The sequence below is a fragment of the Halomonas marinisediminis genome (assembly GCF_004347715.1).
Lineage (GTDB): Bacteria > Pseudomonadota > Gammaproteobacteria > Pseudomonadales > Halomonadaceae > Halomonas > Halomonas icarae.
Genome location: NZ_SLTR01000003.1, coordinates 32767 through 49844, shown reverse-complemented (window position 1 = coordinate 49844; position 17078 = coordinate 32767). Strand labels below are relative to the sequence as shown.

Annotated in this window: 16 protein-coding genes; 10 read left to right on the top strand and 6 right to left on the bottom strand. The window is 65.0% G+C overall.

The window, feature by feature from the left end; genetic code table 11:
* Positions 1-40 precede the first annotated feature (40 nt).
* From E0702_RS03550 to E0702_RS03530, 5 genes are all read left to right on the top strand, one after another.
* Entirely contained in the window at positions 41-991 is a 951-nt protein-coding gene (locus E0702_RS03550; protein ID WP_132041600.1) for a hydroxymethylglutaryl-CoA lyase, read from the top strand.
* Positions 991-2202: a CaiB/BaiF CoA transferase family protein gene (locus tag E0702_RS03545; protein ID WP_306766900.1), complete on the top strand. Its 1212-nt coding sequence runs from the start codon at positions 991-993 to the stop codon at positions 2200-2202. The genes E0702_RS03550 and E0702_RS03545 overlap by 1 nt, the downstream gene beginning before the upstream one ends.
* 90 nt (positions 2203-2292) lie before the next feature.
* Positions 2293-3288, top strand: a complete 996-nt coding sequence (locus E0702_RS03540) for a Bug family tripartite tricarboxylate transporter substrate binding protein (protein ID WP_132041598.1) — start codon at positions 2293-2295, stop codon at positions 3286-3288.
* Positions 3285-3737, top strand: coding sequence for a tripartite tricarboxylate transporter TctB family protein (locus tag E0702_RS03535; protein WP_132041597.1), 453 nt, complete (start codon positions 3285-3287; stop codon positions 3735-3737). Before E0702_RS03540 ends, E0702_RS03535 begins: the two co-directional genes overlap by 4 nt.
* A gap of 8 nt (positions 3738-3745) precedes the next feature.
* Positions 3746-5239: a tripartite tricarboxylate transporter permease gene (locus E0702_RS03530; protein ID WP_132041596.1), complete on the top strand. Its 1494-nt coding sequence runs from the start codon at positions 3746-3748 to the stop codon at positions 5237-5239.
* Positions 5240-5392: 153 nt separating this feature from the next.
* Here the strand turns inward: E0702_RS03530 and E0702_RS03525 are convergent, their stop codons facing one another.
* Both E0702_RS03525 and E0702_RS03520 read right to left on the bottom strand, forming a co-directional pair.
* Positions 5393-7207 (bottom strand): aminopeptidase P family protein, encoded by a 1815-nt coding sequence (locus E0702_RS03525; RefSeq protein WP_132041595.1) that lies wholly within the window; start codon positions 7205-7207, stop codon positions 5393-5395.
* 1 nt (position 7208) lies between these two features.
* Entirely contained in the window at positions 7209-8783 is a 1575-nt protein-coding gene (locus tag E0702_RS03520) for a peptide MFS transporter (protein ID WP_132041594.1), read from the bottom strand.
* A gap of 239 nt (positions 8784-9022) precedes the next feature.
* Here E0702_RS03520 and E0702_RS03515 point away from each other — a divergent pair, with 239 nt between their 5' ends.
* On the top strand, positions 9023-10372 hold the full coding sequence (locus tag E0702_RS03515) for a deoxyguanosinetriphosphate triphosphohydrolase (protein WP_132041593.1): 1350 nt from the start codon (positions 9023-9025) through the stop codon (positions 10370-10372).
* Positions 10373-10519: 147 nt separating this feature from the next.
* Here the strand turns inward: E0702_RS03515 and E0702_RS03510 are convergent, their stop codons facing one another.
* Together E0702_RS03510 and E0702_RS03505 are read right to left on the bottom strand one after the other, a co-directional pair.
* The gene (locus E0702_RS03510) at positions 10520-10792 is read right to left on the bottom strand and encodes a hypothetical protein (protein ID WP_165927469.1); all 273 of its coding nucleotides are present in this window, start codon (positions 10790-10792) and stop codon (positions 10520-10522) included.
* A 377-nt stretch (positions 10793-11169) separates the two neighbouring features.
* A complete protein-coding gene (locus E0702_RS03505; protein WP_132041591.1) occupies positions 11170-12066 on the bottom strand; it encodes a nuclease-related domain-containing protein in 897 nt (298 codons plus the stop codon).
* Between the two features lie 99 nt (positions 12067-12165).
* Between E0702_RS03505 and E0702_RS03500 the strand changes: the two genes are divergently transcribed.
* A complete protein-coding gene (locus tag E0702_RS03500) occupies positions 12166-13059 on the top strand; it encodes an NAD-dependent protein deacetylase (RefSeq protein WP_132041590.1) in 894 nt (297 codons plus the stop codon).
* Here E0702_RS03500 and E0702_RS03495 read toward each other — a convergent pair.
* Entirely contained in the window at positions 13040-13414 is a 375-nt protein-coding gene (locus E0702_RS03495; protein WP_132041589.1) for a translation initiation factor Sui1, read from the bottom strand. The two genes, E0702_RS03500 and E0702_RS03495, sit on opposite strands and share 20 nt — an antisense overlap.
* 69 nt (positions 13415-13483) lie before the next feature.
* Positions 13484-14170, bottom strand: coding sequence for an HAD-IA family hydrolase (locus E0702_RS03490; protein WP_132041588.1), 687 nt, complete (start codon positions 14168-14170; stop codon positions 13484-13486).
* A 211-nt stretch (positions 14171-14381) separates the two neighbouring features.
* Between E0702_RS03490 and E0702_RS03485 the strand changes: the two genes are divergently transcribed.
* The 3 genes from E0702_RS03485 (at position 14382) to E0702_RS03475 (ending at position 16998) form a co-directional block, all read left to right on the top strand.
* Complete coding sequence (locus E0702_RS03485) at positions 14382-14765, top strand: DUF6394 family protein (RefSeq protein WP_132041587.1); 384 nt, start codon at positions 14382-14384, stop codon at positions 14763-14765.
* A gap of 16 nt (positions 14766-14781) precedes the next feature.
* The gene (locus E0702_RS03480) at positions 14782-16542 is read left to right on the top strand and encodes a potassium channel family protein (RefSeq protein WP_132041586.1); all 1761 of its coding nucleotides are present in this window, start codon (positions 14782-14784) and stop codon (positions 16540-16542) included.
* Between the two features lie 165 nt (positions 16543-16707).
* Positions 16708-16998, top strand: a complete 291-nt coding sequence (locus E0702_RS03475; protein ID WP_132041585.1) for a DUF4235 domain-containing protein — start codon at positions 16708-16710, stop codon at positions 16996-16998.
* Positions 16999-17078: the final 80 nt, after the last annotated feature.

Sequence of the window (17078 nt, the reverse complement as noted above, 5' to 3'; positions counted from 1 at the left end):
ATTAGCGTATATAAGATTGCATTGATTCAGCAGGTCTGCCATGTCCGCTCTTACCCCGCCACCTCGGCACATTCACATTACCGAGGTGGGATTACGCGATGGTCTACAGAATGAGCCGGTGGTATTGAGCACCGAGCAGAAGCTGTCATTGGCTCGTGCTCTGGTGGATGCCGGCGTACACGAATTCGAGGTCAGCTCCTTCGTCAGTCCGCGGGCTGTGCCGGCGTTGGCCGATGCCGCCGAGGTGGTCGCGGCGCTGCGTGGTGTGGCTGGCCTCCATCTCTCGGCCCTGGTCCCCAATCTGCGTGGCGCCGAGCGTACACTGGAAGCTGGCGTCGACTCGGTGGTGCTGTTCGTCTCCGCTTCCGAGCGTCATAACGCCAAGAACGTCAACCGCAGCGTGGCGGCCTCACTCGAGGGGTTCGAGCAGGTGGCACGCCTGCTCGACGGAAGCAACGTGGCTCTCAGAGGCGCCATCGCTACCGCCTTCGGTTGCCCTTTTACGGGTAATGTCCCGGTCGAGTCGGTGACCGAGATCGCACGACGCTTCGCCGACCTGGGCGCAACGCACCTGTCTCTCGGCGATACTACCGGCATGGCGACGCCGCCGTTGGTCACCGAGCGTGTCACGCGGTTGCGAGAAGCGGCCCCGAACCTTCCGCTGACACTGCACTTTCACAATACTCGTGGCATCGGCCTGGCCAATGTCATGCAGGGGCTGGCGCTCGGCGTGGACCGCTACGAGAGCTCCATCGGTGGCCTCGGCGGCTGTCCCTTTGCGCCGGGGGCCTCGGGCAATATCGCCACCGAGGACCTGGCCTATCTGCTCGAGGAGATGGGCCTGGAGACCGGCCTCGACCTGGAGGGGCTGATCGCCGCGGCGGGCCGTGCCAGCGAGCTGATGGGGCGGCGCCTGCCGGCCCAGGTCTCGCAAGCCGGCCCGCGCCTGGCTCTGAGCGATTGCAGTGCCGTACCTACCGCACAGGGATAATGGCGAAAATGATTCCTACCTCCTCTCGTTCAACCGGCTCGCTTGCGGGCGTCCGCGTGATCGATCTGACCCGAGTGATCTCGGGGCCGTTCTGTACCCAGATCCTCGGCGATCACGGCGCCGACGTGATCAAGGTCGAGCCGCCCGGCAAGGGCGACGTGGTGCGTCAGCAGGGCAATATGGTCAATGGCGAAAGCTGGTATTTCGCCCAGTTCAATCGCAACAAGCGCTCGCTTACACTCGATCTGCGCAGCGACGAAGGCAAGCAGATCCTGCATAGGCTGCTCGAGGATGCCGACGTGCTGGTGGAGAACTTCCGCCCCGGAGTGTTGAGCAAGATGGGGCTCGACGACGACACCCTGCGCCAGCGTTATCCTCGGCTCGTGGTGGGCCGCATCAACGGTTTCGGCTCCAGCGGGCCCTATCGTGACCGCCCGGCCTACGACTTCATCGCCCAGGCCATGAGTGGCTTCATGGGCGTCAATGGCACCGCCACCGGCGAGCCGATGCGTGCGGCGCCGCCGATCAGCGATATGGTGGCCAGTCAGAACCTCGCCTTCGGGATCTGTGCGGCCCTGGTGCGTCGCGCTACCACTGGGCAGGGCGATATCGTCGAGACGGCCCTGACCAACGGTCTGATCGCCATGATGGGCTATCTGGCGGCGGAGTACTTCGCCACCGACCGCTTGCCGGCCCGAACCGGCAACGATCACCCCATGCTCTATCCCTACGGACTATTTACCGCCCGTGATGGCGAGGTGGCGATTGCGCCCAGCAACGACACCATGGTCGAGCGTTTCCTCGGCGCACTGGACATGCTGTATCTGCTCGATGACGAGCGCTTCGCCGACAATCGTCAAAGGATGGCTCATCGCGAGCCGCTCCGCGAGATTCTCAATGCGGTCATCAAGACCCGGAGTGTCGACGAGTGGATCGAGCACTTCAATCGTGCGGGGGTTCCCTGTGGACGGGTGCATGACCTGCGCGAGACCTTTGATGACCCTCAGGTGCAGGCTCAGGAGATGCGCCTGGAGCTGACCCAGGCCTCTGGCCGGGTGCCCGTTACCGGCTTCCCGGTCAAGTTGCGTGAAGCGCCTGCGAGCCTCTACCACCCGGTGCCGCGGCTTGGCGAGCATACCGACGAGCTGCTGGCCGAGCTGGGTCTCGAGGATGATAAACGAGCGACGCTTCGTGAGCGTCGCGTGATCTAACTCAGCGCTGTACTCAGCCGCCGTGCCGGCGGGAGAACCGCAGGCAGGCCAATTGCGCCTGCCATAACAACAAGCAGGAGGAGCACACCAATGCGTACCGTCAAGAAGGGGGGCCTCGGCCTCGTCGCCGCCTCCCTGGTAGGGGCCGGGCTCGCCATCAGCGCGCCGGCCCAGGCGTTGCCGATCAGCGAATGCATCGCCCCGGCCGATCCGGGTGGTGGCTGGGACTTTACCTGCCGTTCGGTCGGCAAGCTGCTGCTGGAGCTGGACCTGGTGGAAAGCCCGGTGCAGGTCACCAACATGCCGGGTGGCGTGGGGGCGGTGGCCTTCGCCAGGGTAGCGAGCAGCCGTGCCGATGATAGTGACCTGGTCGTCGCCACCAGTACGGTCGGGGTGACGCAGATCGCCCAGGGCAAGTACCCCGGCGGTGCCGATACCATGCGCTGGCTGGCCATGCTGGGTACCGATGTAGGCGTCATTCTGGTTGACGATGAGAGCGAGTTCGAGAGTCTAGAGCAGCTGGTAACCACCATGGTCGAAGATCCGAGCGCCCTTGCGGTGGGCGGTTCTAGTGGCGCGGGCGGCTGGGATCATATCCGTGCCCTGATGCTGGCCAAGGAAGCGGGCATGCCCAATGAACAGATTGGCAACCTGCGCTGGGTGCAGTTCGACGGCGGCGGTCCCGCGGTGACCCAGATGATGGGTGGCCACGTCGACGTGGTGTCTACCGACCTGGGTGAGATTGCCGGCTTCATCGAGTCAGGCGATGTACGCGTGTTGGCGGTGCTTTCTGATGAGCCGCTGCCCGCACCCTTCGATGATCTGCCGACCGCCGTTTCCCAGGGTTATGACGTGACCGGCTATAACTGGCGTGGTTTCTATACCGGTGGCGAGGTCTCCGATGAGGACTATGCCGGCATGGTCGCTGACCTTAAGTCTCTCTACGACAGCGAAGAGTGGAAGACGGTCGCCGAGCAGAATGGTCTGGTGCCGCTGTGGCGTGGCGGCGATGAGTTCAACGGCTTCGTGCTGGAGACCATCGATCAGGTCGAGTCCATTTCTCGAGAGATCGGAGTCATCGAGTGAGAGAAGGGGTAGGAGCGCTGGGTGACCGCATTGCCGGTGGGTTGCTGCTGGTGGTGGCTGCCGTCGCCTGGTGGCTGTCGCATGATTTCACCAGCGGCTTCGGGCAGACGATAGGACCGGGCGCCTTCCCGCGCCTGGTCAGTGTGCCCCTGGGACTGCTGTCGCTCTACCTGATCATCCACCCGGGAGTGAACCAGCGCTGGCCGGAACGGTCAGCGCTGTTCCGCCAGCTTGGTCTACTGGTGCTGCTGATGATCTACGCGGGGCTGATTCAGCCGCTGGGCTTTCTGCCTACCGCTCTGCTGACCGTGACCCTGATGATTCGTCTGTTCGGCGCAACATGGCGCCAGGCCCTACCGTTTGGGGGGCTGCTGACCGTGGGTCTCTATCTTCTCTTTGAATTCGCCCTCGGCATGCCGCTTCCCGACATGCCTGGCCTGAACTGGTAAACGCGTTCATGGAACTTCTCGCCTTTCTTGGTCAGGGCTTCGTCGTGGCGCTAGAGCCCCAGCACCTGTTCCTGGCGCTGGTGGGGTGCGCCCTGGGTACCCTGATCGGAGCGCTGCCTGGCCTCGGACCGGTCAACGGGGTGGCGCTGATGATCCCGCTGACCTTCAACTTCAGCCTCTCGGCCACCGCCGCGCTGATCCTGCTGGTCAGCATCTACTACGGCTGCATGTATGGCGGCCGCATCAGCTCCATCCTGCTCAATATTCCCGGCGACGAGCCGGCGATGATGACCACCCTGGATGGCTTTCCCATGGCACAGCAGGGCCGTGGCGGCGAGGCACTGGGGCTGACCGGTGTCGCCTCCTTCGTCGGCGCCCTGGTGTCGACGATCGGACTGGTGCTGTTTGCACCGATGCTGGTGGACTTCGCCATTCGCTTCGGCCCGGCCGAGTATTTCGCGCTGTTTGTGCTGGCCTTCGCCACCATCGGTGGAGTGACCGGGGGGCATCTGGCCAAGAGCTTCCTGGCGGCCTGTCTGGGACTGCTGTTGGGCACCGTGGGGATCGATGCGGTCAGCAGTGTGCCCCGCTACACCTTCGGCTGGTATGAACTCTACGACGGCATCGACTTCATCGTGGCGTTGGTGGGGTTGTTCGCCATCTCCGAGTGCCTGGTATTCCTGGAAGACAGCCATCAGGGACGCAAGCCCACCATGACCCTGGGCTCGGCCCTGCCGGGCGTGCGCACCGCCTGGCATTGTCGTGGCAGCATCGGGCGTAGCTCCGTGCTGGGCTTTATCGCCGGCGTGCTCCCCGGGGCGGGGGCGGCGCTGGGCAGCTTCCTCTCCTACACCCTGGAGCGTCGCTGGCAGGGCGCGCGTGGTGACTTCGGCAACGGTGACCCTCACGGGGTGGCGGCACCTGAGGCGGGCAACAACGCCGCCGCCGGTGGTGCGTTGATTCCCATGCTGTCGCTGGGCATTCCCGGCAGTGGTACCACGGCCATCCTGTTGGCGCTGCTGCTGTCGATGAACATCACGCCGGGGCCGCTGCTGTTCGAGAACCAGCCCGAGCTGGTGTGGGGGCTGGTCGCGGCGCTGTTCATTGGCAACCTGATGCTGCTGGCGCTCAATATCCCGCTGGTGGGACTCTTCGCCCGCGTGCTGCGCGCGCCGGGCTGGTTCCTGATGCCCATGGTGGTCATGGTCGCCTTCGTCGGCGTCTACTCGCTTGGCAACAGCGCCTTCGACCTCTACATGATGCTGGCCTTCGGCGTGCTGGGTTATGTGCTGCGCAAGCTGGAGATCCCCACGGTGCCGGTGGTGCTGGGGCTGCTGCTGGGCGGCCAGATGGAGTACAACCTGCGCCGCGCCATGTCGATCTCCGGCGGCGACTGGAGCATTATCTGGAACAGCGGTATCTCGGTGGGGATATACCTCTTCGCCATTGCGCTGCTGCTGGGCGGGCTGCTGTTCCACTGGTTGATGAAGCGACGGATATAGAGCACGGCTTCTTTCCTTCGAGTCGCTCTGTCACCGAGGATTTAACGACTCCAACGACTCCAACGACTCCAACGACTCCAATGAAATAGGGGCGCCGGCATGCCGGCGCCCCTTGTCGTGTCGGGCATCGCTCAGCGGGTGAGCGACGCTCGGTCAGCCGCGTGCGAGCGGCCGAGTGCGTGCCTCGAGCCAGGCCAGGGCGTCGCCCTCGAGGTGAGGGGCGAGCCGTTCGTACACCTCGGCATGGTAGGCGTCGAGCCAGGCGGCCTCGGCGGCGTCGAGCAGCGCGACGTCGAGACAACGGGTATCGATCGGACACAGGGTCAGCGTCTCGAAGCGCAGGAAGTCACCGAAGTCGCTCGCCTCCGCCGGCCGGTTGGCGACCAGGTTCTCGATGCGCACCCCCCACTGCCCCGGGCGATACACGCCGGGCTCGATGGAGGTGATCATTCCCTCACGCATGGCGGTGTGAGGTGCGACCGGCGCGCCGATGCTGATCACCTGGGGCCCCTCATGGACGTTGAGGAAGTAGCCCACGCCATGGCCGGTGCCGTGGCCGTAGTCGCGACTGGTGGCCCACAATGGTGCCCGGGCGATGGCGTCCAGCCGAGGCGCGGCGATGCCCTGCGGGAACCGAGCCCGGGAGAGGGCGATGGTACCCTTGAGTACCAGGCTGCAGTCCTCGCGTTGGGCCGCCGAGACCTCGCCCACCGGCACCATGCGAGTGATGTCGGTGGTGCCGCCGTGGTATTGGCCGCCGGAGTCGATCAGCAGCAGGCCGTCGCCCTCGATCACCGCGTGGGCCTCGGGGGTGGCCCGGTAGTGGGGCAGGGCGCCGTTGGCGTTGAAGGCGGCGATGGTGTTGAAGCTCTCGCTGACGAAGTGCGGGCCCCGGGCGCGCTCCTCGCGCAGCCGGGTCTCCACGTCCAGCTCGGTGACTCGCTCGCCCTCGGACAGGGCCCGCTCCAGCCAGGCGAAGAAACGGCACAGGGCGGCGCCGTCGGCCTCCATGGTACGACGCACGTGGGTCAGTTCCTGGTCGGTCTTGCATCCCTTGTCCAGGGTGCTGGGCTGGAAGGCCTCGGCCACCGCCATCTCGGCGGGTAGTGCCTGGCGGGTCCCCAGGGTCAGCCGGGCCGGGTCGAGCAGCGCGCGCTCATCGGCGGGCAGGGCGGCAAGATGCGCGCGCCAGGCGTCGTAGGGCGCGACGGCGATGCCGTCGGCGGCCAGCGCCGCCTCGAGCTCAGCCTCGACGGTGCCGGGGGCGACGAACAGGGTGGCAGTGTCGCGGCCGACCAGCAGATGGGCGAGGAACACCGGGTTGTAGGCGACGTCGTCGCCGCGCAGCTGGGTCAGCCAGGCGATGTCGTCCAGAGTCGAGATCGGGTGCCAGTCGGCACCCTGCTCGGCCATGGCCGCGCGCACCCGAGCCAGGCGCTCGGGGCGAGTCTCGTCCCGGAAGGCGGCGGGCTGGGCGTAGAGCGGCTGGGCGGGCAGCGCCGGACGGTCCGGCCAGATGGCGTCGAGCAGGTCCAGGTCACCGCGCCGGGCGATGCCGACGGGGCCGAGGATCTCCTCCATCTGGCTGGCGTGGGCCAGGGCGACCACCTGGGCATCGTAGCCAACGGTGGCGCCGGCCGGCAGGCGCTCGGCCAGCCACGCCATGGGTGCCGTGGCCTGGCCCTGAACCAGTTTCATCATGGCGATGCCGCTACCCGCCAGTTGCGCCTCGGCCTGCACGAAGTAGCGGCTGTCGACCCACACGCCGGCGGCCTCCTGGGTCACCACCAGGGTGCCTACCGAGCCGTCGAAGCCGGAGAGCCAGGCGCGGCCGGCCCAGTGCTCGGGAAGGTACTCGGAGTTGTGGGGGTCGGAGGAGGGCAGCCACCAGGCGTCGATGGCGTGCTCGCGCATGACGGTGCGCAGGGCGGCGAGTCGGTCCGCGGGCGTCGAGAGGACTTGGCTCATGTCAGGCTCCAGAGGTCGTTGAGGAGGAGGATGTGGCGGTGGTGTGCTGGCCGCCCTTGAGCATGCGGCCGATCAGCGGTGTCAGCAGCGCCAGAACCAGGGCACAGAGTACCAGTGCCACGGCCGAGCGGCCGAACAGTGCCGGCAGCTCGGTGAGCTTGTCGGCGCTGACGTTGCCGCCGATCAGGCCGGCCACCAGGTTGCCCAGCGCCAGGGAGGTGAACCACAGGCCCATCAGCTGGCCGCGGATGCGCTGGGGCGCCAGGGTGCTCATGGTGGAGAGGCCCACCGGGCTCAGGCACATCTCGCCGAGGGTCAGCAGCAGCAGACTGGCGGTGATCCACAGCGGCGAGACCAGGCCGTCGCCGACCAGCACCTGGCGGGCGGCGAGCATCATCAGGCCGAAACCCGCGGCGGCGAACAGCAGTCCCATCACGAACTTGGTGGCGCTGCCCGGCTCCAGTCCTCGGCGGCCCAGGGCCGGCCACAGCCAGCCGAACAGCGGGCCGAGCAGAATGATGAAGACGGCATTGAGCGACTGAAACCACACCGTGGGGATCTCCCAGCCGAACAGGGCGCGGTCGGTGTAGTCGTTGGCGAAGAGGTTATAGGAAGTGGGCTGTTGTTCGAAGGAGGCCCAGAAGAAGGCCGAGGCGACGATCAGCAGGAAGGCCACCACCACCCGGGCGCGCTCCCGGGCGTCGAGACCGGCGAAGGCCATCAGATAGACGAAGAAGCCCAGGGCGCAGACGATGATCACGCTGGTCATGGCCTCGGCGATCGCCACCGGGTCGAGCCGAATCACGCCGACGGCTGCAAGCGCCACCAGGGCGGCGCCGAGGATCGACAGCCCCGAGACCGCCAGGCCCACGCCGCGGCGCTTGACCGCCGGGGCGTCCCAGCTGGCCTCTCGACCGCGCTCGGCGTCGGCACGGCGCATGGCGGGGATCGCCCATAGGCGGAAGATCAGCAGAGCCGCCAGCATGCCCAGGCCGCCGATGCCGAAGCCCCAGTGCCAGCCGCCGCTCTCGATCAGCAGGCCGGTCATCAGCGGGGCCAGCAGGGCGCCCAGGTTGATGCCCATGTAGAAGATCGCAAAGCCGCCGTCACGGCGCGCATCCTCTTCCTCGTAGAGGCTGCCGACCATCACGGTGATGCAGGTCTTGAACAGCCCCGAGCCGAGCACGATCAGCAGCAGGCCGACGAAGAAGGCGCTGGCACCCCATAGCGCCGAGAGGGCGATGGCCAGGTGGCCCAGGGCGATCAGAATCGAGCCGTACCAGACGGCGCGTCGCTGGCCTAGCCAGTTGTCGGCCAGCCAGCCGCCGGGCAGGGCCGAGAGGTAGATGGCGCCGGCGTAGATGCCGACGATGGCCGCGGCATCCTCGCGGCTGAAGCCGAGGCCACCCTCGGCGAGACCGGCGGCCATGAACAGCACCAGCAGGGGGCGGATGCCGTAGTAGGAGAAGCGCTCCCACATCTCGGTGAAGAACAGCGACCCTAGCGGTCGGGGGTGGCCGAAGAAGCCGCGATCCCCTCGGGATGGCGCGGCGGGAGCATCGGAAGTCGAGGACATGAAGCGTCTGCCTTGTCAGTTGTTTGTGGCGTCGGGGCCGCGTCGAGCGGGATGCTGCCAGGCGAGCCTGCGGTCTGATTCCATTCTTGCCTGGTGTTCTTGCTGAATGACGCGGTCTGGGCAGACGATTCTATGGAAATTCGTTAGTAGGCGAAACGATATTGGTCGGGCGTGGTGCATCGCGATGGCCAGGTTGCATCCGCCGGTGCCAGAATGGGGCTTCCAAGGAGAGATTACCCATGACGCAGATGAGCTGGGAGCGGTTGCTCGACCCGGGACGGCTGCATGACCGACGCGGCGCGCGCCCCGGAAACGGCCGCGGTGAGATCGGCCGCAGCCCCTTCCACAAGGATCACGACCGGATCGTCTTCGCCGGCTCCTTCCGGCGCCTGGGGCGCAAGACCCAGGTCCACCCGTTGACCGACAATGACCATATCCATACACGACTGACCCACTCGCTGGAGGTTGGCTGTGTGGGGCGCTCGCTGGGCATGATCGTCGGCGAGGGGCTGAGCGGCCGGCTGCCGGCATGGATCACACCGGCAGACCTGGGGGTGATCGTGCAGGCCGCCTGCCTCGGTCACGATATCGGTAACCCACCCTTCGGCCATGCCGGCGAGTACGCCATCCGCGACTGGTTCAAGCGCGCCGAGGCCGATGGCAAGGGATTGCTCGAGGGACTGTCACCCCTGGAGCGCGAGGATCTGCTGACCTACGAGGGCAATGCCCAGGGCTTCCGGGTGGTCACCCAGATCGAGTACAACCAGTTCCGTGGTGGCATGCGCCTGACCACGGCGACACTGGGGACCCTGCTCAAGTATCCCTGGACGGTGGAACATGGTGGAGCGGCGGGCAAGTTCAGCTGCTATCAGAGCGAGCGTGAGCTGCTGGTCGAGGTGGTCGAGCGATTGGGGCTGTTGCCCAGGGGAGAAGGGCGCTGGTGCCGTCACCCCCTGGCCTGGCTGGTGGAGGCCGCCGACGATATCTGCTATGCCCTGCTCGACCTCGAGGATGGCCTGGAGATGGACATCCTGCGCTATGACGAAGTCGCCGAGATCCTGATCCAGATCGCCGGTGGGGCCCCGAGTGACTACACTGCCATGCAGCGCCAGGGGGTCTCCCAGCGTCGGCGTATCGCGGCTCTGCGCGGGGCGGCCATGGAGCGCGCGGTCAACGACGTGGGGGCGGTGTTCGTGCAGCATGAGGCGGAGCTGCTGGGGGGGCGACTGCAGGCAGATCTGCTGGAGCTGTGTCACCCCGATCTGGACTGGGGGGTGAAGGCGGCCAAGCAGCTGGCCCGGGAGCGTATCTTCCAGAACGAGCGCAAGGCCAAGCTCGAGATCGGCGCCTACACGACCCTGGGTATCCTGCTCGAGGCCTTTATCGGTGCGGCCCATGAGCTTCACTACACCGGCAGGTCGACCTTCAAGCACCAGCGGGTGCTGGCGCTGATCGGCGAGAATACGCCACGCTCCTCATGGAGCCTCTACGACAGCTATCGACGCATGCTCGACTTTATCGGCGGCATGACCGATCACTACGCCGTGGACCTGGCTCAGGAGATGGGGGGACGACTACGTGGGGATTGAGCTTATGGCAGATGCAGCGCGCCCTTCACTGTCTAGGTGAGGTGTCCACTGCGGTTGAGCAAGATCAGTCTCGAGGCGTATCTGTCGCAGAAAAGGAGAAGCCAGGGCTTCTCCTTCTCTCGGGTCGGGACATGAGTCAGGGCATGATCAGTGCTCGGTAAAATGGAACTCCTTCCGAGAGATCATGTTGTCACCGTTCTTGTCCATGAAAATAAAAAGCCTGGGCAGGTTTCCCGCCTTGGCTTCTACTCTTGAGATCTGGCCATCACCATTCAGGTCGTTATTGTTGAAGCTTTTTTGCCCGGTATTGGTTGAGGCGATGACCAGTGACTCGTTCGATATGGCAGATCCTTGCTCGGCAAAGGCGAAACCCGAGACGAGGACGGCTGCGAAGAACAGCACAGTTGTCTGAATCTTCATGACATTCACCATTTACAGGATCATGCAAGTATTGGACTGCCTGGCCAAGCATTGGTTGTGTGCCACAGAAGGAATGAATTGCGATAAGCAGTGCGTTTTTCCTGATTTCAAGCAATACAAGCGATTCAAGCAATACAACCAATACAAGCAATAAGCGAAGCGCTTGTGCGGGGCAGAAAGCCTGGTGATTTTCCTAGAAATAGTTGTGCCGGTGCGTGGTTGTCGAGGCTAGTCGTTGGATCTCGTCTCTGCTGAGACGATGAGTAGTGGTACACCAGCCGGTGGCCGCCACGACGTGTGATCAGAATTATCCTGCGCTCATCGATGGTGCCGTGACGCCATACAGAGGCAAGCAGGTTCAATGAACGTTGGCCAGGCTACTCGCCTGGTGCCTGACTCGCCCCGGCATGCTCTAGCAGGGTGGCGATGACCGCGTCGTGGGTGGCGGCGTCGAAGTCGCCGGGACACAGTTCGGCCAGGCGACTGGCCAGCTGGTCGCCGCTGACCACCAGCAGGTCGTCGGGTCCCTGGCTGGCATCCACCTGCCAGCCGGGAAGGGTCAATACGCCCATCACCGGTACCCTGCGGCCGGTGCGTGAGCTCAGCCACTCGGCCATCCAGCGCGCCAGCTCGCGAGTCCTGCTCAGCGGTGTGCGCTCGCTCCAGCCCGGGAAGCGCAACCGCGAGGGTTCTACCACGAGCCGGTATTGCTCTTCTCCGGAGGGGGTAAAGGGGCGGGAGCGCGCTCGGGTCTCCACCACGAAGACGCCACAGGGCGTGACCACCACGTGATCGATGCGTGTATCGGCCGCCGGCACATCGTGGAAGACGTAGAAGGGGTGGGCCTCTGGGCGCACCAGCCGCTCCAGCTCCTGGCCGACTGCCAGTTCGCAGGCCAGTCCCAGCTTGAGGCGGCGGATGCGCTGAAAGTCCCGCATCAGTCGAAAGCTGAACGTCAGTACCAGCAGGGTGCTCAGCGCGCCGTAGAAGGCCCACTCCACCCAGATCTGTTCTGTGGCAAGGAGCATGCGGCCCATGCCGTAGACCAGCGGGGCAAGCGTGATGATGGGGCCCAGGGCGCCACTCAGGTAGAGCCCGGCGAAGGCGTCGTCGAGACGGTCGCGCAGCTGCTGGCCGGGCTCACGCAGCGGTTGCGCATCGAAGGGTGAGTGCACCCGTGCATCATGAAGATTGCGAAGCGCCACGACGATTCCCCCCATGGCGGCGAGGGGAAACAGAAAGATCAGGGGTAGCAGGTATTCCAGCCAGGCCATCGGGATTCCTTGCTAAGGGGAAACGGCGAGAGGCCCATTCTAGACAACCTGCCCCGCGCGGGGCCATGCTCTGTTTGGCGCAGACAGTGAGGCATCAGGATGACGGCAGCACAGGTGAAACCCGAGACCAGCGAGGCAGAGCTGGCGGCACTCGTCGAGTTTGTCGAGCGCCATCCATGGCTGGCGGTGCTCGGTGGGGCCGGCATCAGCACCGCCAGCGGTATTCCCGATTATCGCGATGCCGCCGGCGAGTGGAAGCGTTCGCCCCCCATGGAACACCGCCAGTTCATGGGCAGTCATGCCGCCCGACAGCGTTACTGGGCCCGCGCCCTGGTGGGCTTTCGCACCCTGGACGAGGCAAGGCCCAATGCGGCTCACCAGGCCCTGGCGCGACTCGAGAGCCTGGGACATGTTCGCGGGATGATCACCCAGAACGTGGATGGCCTGCATCAGCGCGCCGGCTCGCGACGGGTGATCGATCTGCACGGACGCGCCGACCGGGTGCGCTGCATGGGATGCGGCTCCAGCCGCATGCGTCATGCCCTGCACGCGGAACTCGAGAGTCTCAATCCGCACTGGGCGACCCTCGGCGCGGCCGCAGCGCCGGACGGGGATGCCGATCTGGAAGCGGACTTCTCCACCTTCCGGGTGCCCGATTGTTCGCGCTGCGGCGACGGTATCTGGAAGCCCGATGTGGTGTTCTTCGGTGACAGCGTGCCGCGTGGTGTGGTCGAGCGCGCCTTTGCCCTGATCGAGGAGTGCGATGCCCTGCTGGTGGTGGGCTCCTCGCTGATGGTCTATTCGGGCTTTCGCTTCGCGCGGGCCGCGGCACAGCAGAGTAAGCCCATCGCCTGCCTCAACCTGGGGCGTACCCGCGCCGACGACCTCTATACTCTGAAGGTGGCGGCCCCGGTAGATGCCTCGCTCGGGGCGTTGGTCGGGCGGCTGGAAGGCCGGCTTGTCGAGAGGAGGCTCAACCGCCGGCCAGCTTGACCGTGTAGCCGCGGCTCTCGAGCTCTGCCTTGAGTGTCTCGCGGTGATCGCCCTGAATCTCGATCACCCCCTCCTTGACGGCGCCGCCGGTGCCGCAGCGTTTCTTCAGCAGCTTGGCTAGACGCTTGAGCTCGGCCTCGGGCAGTGGTACGCCACTGATCGTGGTGACGCCCTTTCCCTTGCGGCCGCTGGTCTCGCGGCGAATCCGCACGATGCCGTCGAGCTCGGCGAGGCGTGCCTGTTCCGCCTGCTCGGCACAGCGACAGTCGGCGACGGGTTGGCGGCAGTCCGGGCAGGTCTCGCCATGCTCGGTGGAGTAGACGAGGCCGCGCAGCTGGTCCTGGAGGGATGACATGGTGTGACTTCCGGGGTGGGTGGCTTCAGGCGGGGATGATAGAGGCTGTGGCTGCGATCTGCATGACCCTCAGCGCATGGCGGTGCGTGATTCCAGATCGCGTGAAAGGCGCGCCACCACCGTGGGCAGCTGGAACATGCTGGTGATCATGATGGCACCCTCGGGGGTGATTTCCGCATCGGGGAAGCGGTTGAGGTGGACCACCAACATGCCGGCATCGAGGGCCGCCTTGACGCCGACCACCGAATCCTCGATGGCCAGGCAGTGGTGCGGAGAGTAGCCCATCCCCTGTGCCGCATGCAGATAGAGGCAGGGGTCCGGTTTCCAGCAGTTGGCGGTGTAGGCACTGAACAGGTGATCGCCGAACAGGGTATCCAGGCCGGTAGCCACCAGCGAGGTGCGGATCTTGTTCTCGGGCCCGTTGGAGACCACGCCCATGGGAAACGTCGACAGGGCCGCCAGCGCCTCGGTGGCCCCTTCGATGGGAATGAGCTCTGTCGCCAGACGCCGGTCGAGGTTGGCTCGCATGCTGGTTTCCAGTGGCCCGAGCACGTCGGGATCGACGCGGCCATGACGACTCTCCAGCTCGGCGACGATGCGTCGGAAGCGCGCCCCGCGGAACTCGCCGATATAGTCGGTGGCCTGGAACGGCAGGCCCACGGCATTCAGCGCCGTGGCCATCTCGTCGGCGAGCAGCGGCTCGCTATCGACCAGGGTGCCGTCGCAGTCGAAGAGCAGGCAGAGTGGATGTGCCATCACCGGGCCTCACGAGGAAACAGGGCGTTATAAATCCATTGTTACAGATGTCGGGGTCACCTGCCCATTATTAAAGCCCAGTTACGCTGATTTTTGAACACTGTTCATAAATATTCCGAAAAACTGGATGCCACGGGGTCACGGCGCTGGTATTCGCGGTCTTAGAGGCCACCCACCTATACTGACGACGCGTCTCGGTAGGAAGCAGCCAATGAATTTCGAACGTGTCGTCTTCGGTTTCTTCATCATCCTCACCCTGAGCCTCAATGCCGCCTTCGTTGCGCATGGCCTCGAGGCGGCAGCGCATCATAATGTGTGGATTCTCACCCTTGCCATCATCGCCAACCTGGTGGCGATCGGCCTGAAGCTGGGGGATCGCTCCGAGACTGGCGCCTTGCTGTTGGCATCCGGGCTGGTAGCGGGGGCCTTGCTGATCACGGCGCGTATCATCTGGATCGTCACGGTGCCCAGTGGCTGGGGCGTGCCGGAAGCGGGTGCGATGGCCGATATCATCTCGATCGCCAGGGGGGCGCTGGTGGCGAATATCATCGCAACGGCGATCCTGGTCGGCGATACGCTGTTATCGCGGCGCTAGTTGAGCGAACGAGCCGATGACGACCACTTCCGATCTCGACCGTGTAGGAATGATCCTGCTGCGCTACATGCGCCGGCCGCTGTTCGTGCTGCTCTTCGTCTATTCGTTGGGGATCATCGGCATGGTCCTGATGCCGGGGCGGGTCGTCGATGGTGAAACGACCCATATGGACCTCTTCCACGCCTTCTACTTCTTTACCTATACGGCGACCACGACCGGCTTTGGCGAACTACCCAACGGTTTCAGCGATGAACAGCGCCTGTGGACGATCTTCTGCCTCTATACCGGTGCCATCGCCTGGTTCTATGCGATTGGGTCGCTGATCAACCTGGTTCAGAACCCTCACTTCATCCAGTCAATGGATGGCTTCCGGTTCGCGCGCAAGGTCAGGCGTAACGCGGAGCCTTTCGTCATCCTGTGCGGTTTCGGTGATGCCGGCAGCCTGCTTGCCCGGGGGCTGAGCGACCATCGCATGCGAGCGGTGATTCTCGATGTGGACCCGGAGCGCATCAAGGCGCTGGGGGTACGCGACTACACGGTGGCGATGCCGGGGCTCTGCGCGGATGCCGGTGCACCCAAGCATCTACTGGCGGCGGGTGTCGAGCACCCCGCCTGTCGAGCCCTGGTGACATTGACCAATGATGACGACACCAATCTCAAGATTGCGGTGATGGCACGGCACCTGAACCCGAGGCTTCAGGTCATCTGCCGTTCCACATCGATGCGTCATGGCGGCACGCTACAAGCGCTGGACAATGTCACGGTGGTCGATCCCTTCGCGATCTTCGCGCAGCTTCTCTACTGGGTGATCGCACGCTCCGAACTGCATAACCTCAATGCATGGTTCGTCGGAGCACCCGGCGTGACGCTCGGCAGCCCGTTGCGGGTGCCCCAGGGGGAGTGGATCCTGTGCGGGTTCGGCCGAATGGGCCACCGAATCCATCGTTGTCTTCACGACCATGGCATCGGCGTCCGCGTTATCGATCCAGGCGAGGAGGGTGAGGCAACCGAGACAGAGAAGGATCCGGTGTTGGCCCAGGCCGACCACTCGTCGCTGGAGGCGGCCGGGATCGGAGACGCTGCCGGTATCGTTGCCGCGATGAATCGCGATGCCGACAATCTCAGCACGCTGCTGTCGGTCAATGAGCTCAATCCCGATGTATTCCGCATCGTGCGTCAGAACAGCCATGAGAATCAGGTAGTCTTCGATGCCGCCAGGACCGATCTGGTCCTTCAGCACAGCCTGACGACGGCGCGCCGTATCCTGAAGCTGCTGATCTCGCCGCTGATCCAGGAGTTGATCGACTGGCTGGCGCAGCGGGAGCCGAACCAGACGGAGGCACTGGTGGCTCGACTGCAGGTGGCCGTCGGTGACGAACCCCCACACCTGTGGTCGGTCAGACTGAACCCGGACGAGGCGCCGGCCGTGACTCGACTCCTGAGCGAGGAGGGCGTGGTCACGCCCGGGGCCCTGTGTCGCGATGCGCGCGCCTTCTCACAAGCGCTACCGTGCGAAATGCTGGCCATTCGCCGTGCGGGGCAGTCGATCATGCTACCGGACGCCGACTTTCCCCTCGCGGCGGGGGATGAGCTGCTCTTCTGCGGAGTCCAGGCGGCGGAGCCCATGCTGCAGGCGACGCTCCATAATCCCTATACGCTTCATTATGTGCTGACGGGGGTCGATCCACCGCGTGGCTATGTGTTCACATGGTTTGCCGATAGGTTTGGGGAGCGTTGCCGTGATAACACGTCGGACAGCCGGCACCCTCGAACATGACGCCCGAGGCTTGCACAGGGGCGGTATGGTTCACCCAGGTGGTGGCGTTGGCCTGGCGCGCGTTTTCCAGGTCAGTGTCGACTAGCATGAAGCAAGGCCCGGAGCGGTCGTTTCCTGATCGATGATCCCTCCGGTGAGATTCACACCCAGCAGGCGAGGTACAGCATGAAGCAGGACACCCTCTGGTCGCTGGCCGGTTCCGCCGCGGCGGTGGCGGCCAGCATGATGGCCCGCAAGGCGGCGGACAAGGCCTACCAGAAAGAGGTGGGCGAGACCCCACCGGAAAATCCCGATGAGCCTGACGTGGAGTGGCGTCAGGCCCTGCTGTGGGGCGCCGCCACCGGCGTGCTGGTGGGAGTCGCCCGGGTGGTGGGCAGGCGCGCCGGGCGCGAGGTCATGCACAGGGCGCCCGGTACTGGCAAGAAGGGGGGAGTGTTGCCCCGGCTGAAGCGGTAGCACGTCACGCAGAGCTCGGAGACAATACAAGGCAGCGGCCCCCCGAACCAACGGTGGGGCCGTTTACGCTATTGGTCATG